5 protein-coding genes are annotated in these 5,383 nt (G+C 41.8%); all 5 read left to right on the top strand.

Features of this window, described 5'->3' with window-relative positions:
* The first annotated feature begins 527 nt into the window (after positions 1 to 527).
* The 5 genes from H6A13_RS13630 to H6A13_RS12465 all read left to right on the top strand — a co-directional run bounded on the left by H6A13_RS13630 (position 528) and on the right by H6A13_RS12465 (position 5,281).
* The gene (locus tag H6A13_RS13630; protein ID WP_476703436.1) at positions 528 to 914 is read left to right on the top strand and encodes a KilA-N domain-containing protein; all 387 of its coding nucleotides are present in this window, start codon (positions 528 to 530) and stop codon (positions 912 to 914) included.
* A gap of 7 nt (positions 915 to 921) precedes the next feature.
* The gene (locus H6A13_RS13625) at positions 922 to 1,194 is read left to right on the top strand and encodes a hypothetical protein (RefSeq protein WP_476703435.1); all 273 of its coding nucleotides are present in this window, start codon (positions 922 to 924) and stop codon (positions 1,192 to 1,194) included.
* A 28-nt stretch (positions 1,195 to 1,222) separates the two neighbouring features.
* Positions 1,223 to 1,477, top strand: a complete 255-nt coding sequence (locus H6A13_RS12475; RefSeq protein ID WP_204909872.1) for a DUF4062 domain-containing protein — start codon at positions 1,223 to 1,225, stop codon at positions 1,475 to 1,477.
* A gap of 250 nt (positions 1,478 to 1,727) precedes the next feature.
* On the top strand, positions 1,728 to 3,431 hold the full coding sequence (locus H6A13_RS12470) for a GBS Bsp-like repeat-containing protein (RefSeq protein ID WP_243424798.1): 1,704 nt from the start codon (positions 1,728 to 1,730) through the stop codon (positions 3,429 to 3,431).
* 137 nt (positions 3,432 to 3,568) lie between these two features.
* Positions 3,569 to 5,281 (top strand): hypothetical protein, encoded by a 1,713-nt coding sequence (locus H6A13_RS12465; protein WP_204909870.1) that lies wholly within the window; start codon positions 3,569 to 3,571, stop codon positions 5,279 to 5,281.
* Positions 5,282 to 5,383: the final 102 nt, after the last annotated feature.

The raw sequence follows: 5,383 nt of genomic DNA, 5'->3' as shown, positions 1-5,383 counted from the left end.
ATAAAAAGGTGTCTGATGATGCAATTGGGGCATTAAAAGAATACGGTATTAAGCCTGCGCTGTGGACAGAAAAGGACAAATATATTTCAGAACTTACAGCATAAATAAATTTGATATAGTAATTGAAAATATCCGATGAATTGGTATTATACCGAGTTACGCATCGGATGTTTTTGTAGCAATGTAAAAAGTTGTCTCTCATATCAGAAATGACGGGAGTGAATTTAACTCTGCCAGAGAACTTGCTCCGGAATTAGAGTACAACAAATGGTAAAATTTTCATAAAGTAATCAAACGAGCTAAGATTGCTTGTGAAAACAGTGGTCATATTATAGTAGACGATTTTCCTGAAGTCTGGAAAATCATAAGTGCCGGCGTGATAAGTAAACCAGTTAAGGATAAGGAATCGTTTTGCAGAATAGTTTGTTTATGGGAGGTACAATGGGGAGATAATTAAAGATACAATTCATGCGAATGGAATAGATATTGGAATTTATACGCAGGATTTTGAAAATGAATTTCTTTCTTTGACAGATATTGCACGGTATAAGAGTGATGAACCGACAGCAGTTATTCAAAACTGGATGAGGAATCGGGATGTGATAGAATTTTTGGGTCTATGGGAAAGGCTGCATAATCCGAATTTTACCCCCCTCGAATTCGAGGGGTTTAGAAAACAGGCTGGCGCGAATGCTTTTACAATGTCACCTAAGAAGTGGATAGAAGCCACGAATGCTATTGGTATTGTTTCAAAAGCCGGACGCTATGGCGGGACATATGCTCATAGTGATATTGCGATGTCTTTTGCGACATGGATTTCTCCAGAGTTACAGGATACATACAGATGCAATCAAAGGAAATTTGATTCCGCCGGAACTGACGCCTACACAGGTGGCATATACCTATGCAAATGAAGCGGATATGCTGAATGTTGTCTTGTTTGGAAAGACCGCGAAGCAATGGAAAGATGAAAATCCGACTGTTAAAGGGAATATGCGAGACGCAGCCACGCTGAATCAATTGTTGGTACTGGCAAATTTGGAAAGTTACAATGCCGTTTTAATTAATCAGGGGAAAAATCAGAAGGAACGGATGGAATTGTTGCGGCAGTTAGCAGTACAGCAGTTACAAACGTTGGAAACGGTAAGTTTAAATGATTTACCGAGAATTGAAATGGAAATGCAGAGGAGATAAACGGCAAATATACGAGGAGAATATTGATATGAAGGATAGACGAAAGTTTTCTATTTTTATAAGCTCTACCTATGAAGACCTTAAAGAAGAAAGACAGGCATTGGTAGGTGTAGCACTTGAGAATAATTTCATCCCTGTAGGAATGGAGCAATTTCATGCTGCTCCTACAAGTCAATGGAATGTTATAACAAAGATGATTGATGAGTGCGATTTGTACCTTCTTGTTATTGGAGGAAGGTATGGATCAATCGATGAAGAAAGCACAATGGACAGGCCCTTATAAATGGATTTTCAACAAACTTTACTCTTCCTTTACCCAAATTTAAACTTATTCTGGCATATACAAGCGCTTTATGTTATGATGAACACTAGGATTTTAATGTGAGGAAGAATAAAGCATGAAGTTACTGAAATGTATTTTATTAAAATTGTTAGCAGCAGTGGAGACTACGTTACTTCTGATCAGCGCACTGATCGCTCCACTGCTTTTTTTTAGTGTGCAGTGGATGTTCCGCACCTGGAACCATCTGTCCATGGATGAACTGGTATTCCACCTGCAGAGCCCTTTGGAGGGAACCAATACAGAAATGGTACAAGAGTACCTGAGCGAGTGTCTGGCTCCGGCGCTGATGGTCTTTCTGGCAGTCGTAATCGTTGCCGTGGTTAGCAGTAAGAAAAAATGGAGGTATCGTTATTTTTCTAATGGAGTAATCTTGACGGCGCTGTTGCTGGTCGCAGGAGGGAGCATCTATACAACTGTACAGAAGCTGGATGTAGACGGATATATGGAGTCTAAAGGATCATATTCTGAATTTGTCGACACTTACTATGTAGATCCTGCGGATGTGACAATCACATTCCCGGAACAAAAGCGTAACTTGATTTACATATTTCTGGAGTCTATGGAAACTACCTATGCGGATCAGGAGAATGGCGGAGCTTTTCGAGAGAATGTGATTCCGGAACTTACAGAGATTGCACAGGAAAATGAGGATTTTTCCGGCGAAAGTGAAGAGTTAAATGGTGCATATATGACAACAGGGACAACCTGGACGATGGGAGCGATGTTTGCACATACATCGGGTCTTCCGCTCAATATATCGATTGGTTCAAACGATATGGACACCCAGGATCACTTCTTCCCGGGAATCTTTACACTTGGCGATATATTAGAGAATGAAGGGTATTCTCAGACACTTTTGATTGGATCGGATGCGACTTTTGGAGGAAGAAGATTATATTTTACAGAGCATGGGAATTATGACATGGTAGATTATCCCTATGCAATTGGAAATGGAATGATCCCGGAAGATTATTATGTGTGGTGGGGATATGAAGATCATTACTTGTTTGATTTTGCAAAAGATAAGTTAAGAGAATTGTCACGTCAGGACAATCCCTTTAATCTGACAATGTTGACAGTAGATACACATTTTGAAGACGGTTATGTATGTTCTGAATGTCAGGATGCATATGGTGATGATCAATATTCTAATGTTATGGCCTGCTCCAGCAGACAGTTGGATGAATTCCTTCAGTGGATCCAGAAACAGGATTTTTTCGAAGATACTACTATAGTATTGGCCGGAGATCATCTGACCATGGATAGTAATTATTGCGAGGATGTTGGGGGAGATTATGAAAGAAAAGTGTATACGGCTTATATTAATGCGGCAGTAGAGCCAGAGGTTTTAAAAGAAAGAACCTATACGACGATGGACCATTTTCCAACAACCCTTGCTGCGCTGGGAGCAGAAATAGACGGGAACCGGTTGGGACTTGGAACTAATCTCTTTTCGGCGGAACAGACGTTGACAGAGCGGTTTGGGATAGATAAACTTGAACAGGAGATGCAAAAAAAATCTGGTCTGCTAGAGGAACTTGCGGAAATAGACAGAGATACGGAATCATTAAAAGTAAGGGAAGGAAGAGTTCCGACCGCTACAGTGCAGGTTGGTACATATTCCTATACGCAAGGACTTTTGCCTGTAACTGTAATAGATATAGAAAATGTTGAAGCGGGAGTTCAAAGTATCCAAATTGCTGTATGGACACAGGAAGATCAGAGTGATCTGCAGTGGATCCAACTGGAAAATATGGGAGATGGAAGCTACAGTGGAAATGTTAATGTAGCGGCATCCGGATATCGTACAGGAGAATATCAGATTCATGCATACGTGGTGGATGGAAATGGTGAGCAAAGTGTTTTGGGAACAGCGGTTGGCTTTGTTGAGTAAATTTATAAAAATCTGTAAAAATATCTTATCTTCTTTAAAACAATAATTGGATGTGTTATAATTTTATTGCGTTTATCTTATTAGTAAAATAATTTGTGTATGCAAATATATTATAAAGAAGCCAGGAGGGATAAGTTATGAAGTTACAAGTGCTAAAAAGATTTGCAGCGATTGCCCTTGCGGGAGTGATGAGTTTTTCCGTTGCCTTTTCTGGGAATCTGACTGTGTCCGCTGAAGAGATGCAGAACGGAATAGTGACAGAGGGAGAAGAAGGAGAAGGTCAGATGCCTGGAAACGGAAACGAGGGAGAGGAAGGAGAAGGTCAGACACCCGGAAACGGAGAAGAAGGAGAAGAAGGGGAAGGTCAGACGCCTGGAAACGAAAACGAGGGAGAAGAAGGAGAAGAGGAAGACCAGACACCGGTTGCCCCGGTACAGGATGGATGGCATCTGACAGGAGAAGGCTGGTATTTGTATAAAGATGGACAGATGCTCACCGGCTGGCAGTGGGATGGCGGAAGCTGCTATTATATGTATGATAATGGAATTATGGCAGCGGATACATGGATTGATAATTATTACGTAAATGCCAGCGGAGCGTGGGTTCCAAGTTATGAGCCGCCACACTGGATCTTGTCGTCAGCAGGATGGTGGTACCGGAATGCAGATGGCAGTTATCCGGCCAATGCATGGCAGCTTATTGATAATCAGTGGTATTACTTTAACAGCGCCGGATATATGGTAACCGGCTGGCAGCTTCTTGGGAATACCTGGTATTATCTGAGCGGAAGCGGAGCGATGCTGACAGGTTGGCAGTACCTTGGAGGCGCATGGTATTATCTGGATGCCAGCGGAGCGATGCAGACGGGCTGGCTGTTAGACGGAGAGACATGGTATTACTTGAGCGGAAGTGGAGCCATGCAGACAGGATGGCTTCTTCTTGGAAATACCTGGTATTATCTGAATGGAAGCGGAGCCATGCTGACAGGAAGACAGGATATTGCGAAACAGACGTATTTCTTTAAAGACAGCGGAGCCATGGTTACCGGTTGGAATTTAGAAGAGGAGATCTGGTACTATTATAGTGGTTCTGGCGCTATGCAAACCGGCTGGATCTTGGTTGGATCTACATGGTATTACTGTGAACCTAAAACAGGTCAAATGCAGACTGGATGGGTCACCGTGAATAAGGTTCAGTATTATATGGACGAGAGCGGTGCCATGAAAACGGGCTGGTATGAGATAGAAAGCGAAACAGGTAAAAACTGGTATTATTTTGACGCTAGCGGAGCAATGATAAAATCCAAATGGGTTGGAGATTATTATCTGCTGGCAGATGGAAAAATGGCTGTCAGCCAGTATGTCGGCAATTATTATGTTGGTGAAGACGGGAAACGGATTCAGACTAGCGGTAATGATAAGGTTTATGAAATAGAGCTGGCGGATGGGAAAAAGACAGTTGTGGTCGGACAATATGATGAGACCGCTTCCAAGGAAGTCTTTACATTATTAAACGAATATCGGGTAGAAAAGGGATTAAACCCATTACAGCCGGCAAACATGGCGCTTCAGGCGGCGGCAAATATCCGGGGATGTGAACTGGCGAAAATGTTTGAGCATGTACGCCCGAATGGAGAAGATTGCTTTTCTGTTTATGAAGCATCCTGTGCAGAAAATATTGCGAGTGGAACTGGAATGACTGCAGAAGGTGCAATGGCTGTTTGGAAAGGCTCAGAAGGACATAATAATAATATGCTTAGCGAGGTAGCCGGATCAGTGGGAATTGCAGCGTTTAAGTCAACAGTTGGTGGAATGAGTATTACATACTATGTCCAATTGTTTGCGTTGTAAAAGAATTGATAATATTTTGTATAACAAAGATGATAAAAGCAGGAGGAAACCTTTCAGAAACGAAAGGTTTCCTCTTGCTTTTTATTGCTATATATTATATAC

Origin of the sequence: Mordavella massiliensis (assembly GCF_016902415.1) — a bacterium.
Lineage (GTDB): Bacteria > Bacillota > Clostridia > Lachnospirales > Lachnospiraceae > Merdimonas > Merdimonas faecigallinarum.
The sequence above is the reverse complement of the archived record's forward strand: the minus strand, read 5'-3'. Positions and strand labels throughout refer to the sequence as shown.

Coding starts and splice junctions, on each gene's coding strand:
- H6A13_RS13625 (WP_476703435.1), top strand. CDS start 922: ATGCTGAATGTTGTCTTGTTTGGAAAGACCGCGAAGCAATGGAAAGAT.
- H6A13_RS12465 (WP_204909870.1), top strand. CDS start 3,569: ATGAAGTTACAAGTGCTAAAAAGATTTGCAGCGATTGCCCTTGCGGGA.
- H6A13_RS12470 (WP_243424798.1), top strand. CDS start 1,728: ATGGATGAACTGGTATTCCACCTGCAGAGCCCTTTGGAGGGAACCAAT.
- H6A13_RS12475 (WP_204909872.1), top strand. CDS start 1,223: ATGAAGGATAGACGAAAGTTTTCTATTTTTATAAGCTCTACCTATGAA.